This is a genomic window from Cytobacillus spartinae (assembly GCF_042865285.1).
Lineage (GTDB): Bacteria > Bacillota > Bacilli > Bacillales > Cytobacillaceae > Robertmurraya_A > Robertmurraya_A spartinae.
In genome coordinates, this window is the sequence record NZ_JBIACK010000037.1 from 1 (window position 1) to 1469 (window position 1469).

1 protein-coding gene is annotated in these 1469 nt (G+C 41.3%); it reads right to left on the reverse strand.

The genetic code is table 11. From position 1 onward, the window contains the following. Positions 1-216 precede the first annotated feature (216 nt). A partial coding sequence (locus tag ACFYKX_RS27195; protein ID WP_389365452.1) for an IS1182 family transposase occupies positions 217-1469 on the reverse strand: 1253 nt, incomplete at its 5' end.

Here is a 1469-nt window from a genome sequence, read left to right on the forward strand (position 1 = left end):
TTCAGATTGTCGACAAAAGGCATCGAGACTTCGATGCTTTTTGTCTTTTTTATTTATTTTGGAGGGGAAATGGTTGATTTCCGCTCCAGGCGCTTGCTTTCCGGGGGGCGTTCGCCAAGCCTCCTCGTCGCAAAAGCTCCTACGGGGTCTCGGCTGTAACGCTAATCCCCCAGGAGTCAAGCGCCTTCCGCTCCAATCAACCTGAGTTTGTCCTCTTTAAGCAACTTTCCATGTCCAAGTTGCTAGTTTTTTTAAGTTCATGGAAGCAAACGTAAGCATCGCCTGCATGGACAATTTTTTAAGACCCCTAAGGGTTGTCCATCGCATACCATGCTTTTCCTTTGCATCTGCAAAGACACGCTCGATTGTTTCTTTACGTTTTGCGTATATTTGTTTGATCTCGTCATTATGCTTTAGGTGTTCTGCCTCTTCTAGATAGGCTTCCCAAATGTGACGCTGAATGAGTTTTTGATGATTCTTGCTTTCTGTACACTTAGAGATAAATGGACATTCTGCACAGATAGATGGATTTGATTTATATTGACGATACCCTTCCTTCGTTGTCGTCGTGTACTTCAATTCCTCCCCTTGCGGGCAGAGATAGCAGTCATAATACTCATCATAAACATAATCGTGCTTTCTGAAGAATCCGTCTTTTGTTTTTGGACGTGTGTAAGGAAGGACGGGAAGCATCTGATTCTCTATTAAAAAGTTTGTGATTGCAGGTGTTTTATAGGCTGCATCGGCTGCGACAGCAAGTGGCTTCTTGACTTTCTCCATGATTTTCTCAACAAGTGGCTGTAAAAGATGACTATCATGAACATTTCCTGGAGTCACTATTGTACCTAACACAAATCCCTTTTCATCGGTGGCTGCATGGAACGAATACGCAAACTGCTTCGTGCGTTCATCCTTTACATAGTAGCCACTTTCTGGGTCTGTCGTACTTTCCTTAATTTCTTTCCATTCTTCCTTTTCGAATTTTTCTGGAGGGAATGGTTTTTTACCGTGTTCTTCACGATCTAGGTTAAGTTCTAATTGGAGCTTTTCTTCATAAGCACGTGTTTCCTTACGAACTACTTTCTTATCATACTTGCGTTTATTAGCACTTGCTTTTACATGTGTTGAATCCACAAATACATGTTCAGCAGACAATAATCCTCTGTCCATAATCTCTTTTAATATATGATAGAAGATGTCTTCAAAAACTCCCGTTTCATGATAGCGTCGTTCATAATTTTTACCGAAGGTAGAGAAGTGAGGGACTTCTGTGTAGAAACCAAACCCCAAAAACCAACGGTATGCCATATTGGTTTCAATTTCTTTTATCGTTTGGCGCATGGAACGTATCCCAAATATGTATTGTATGAATACCATCTTAAACAAAACGACTGGATCAATACTTGGACGACCAAGCCCCGAATATAGGTTTTCAACCATGGGATAGATGAACGAGAAATCAATGGCTG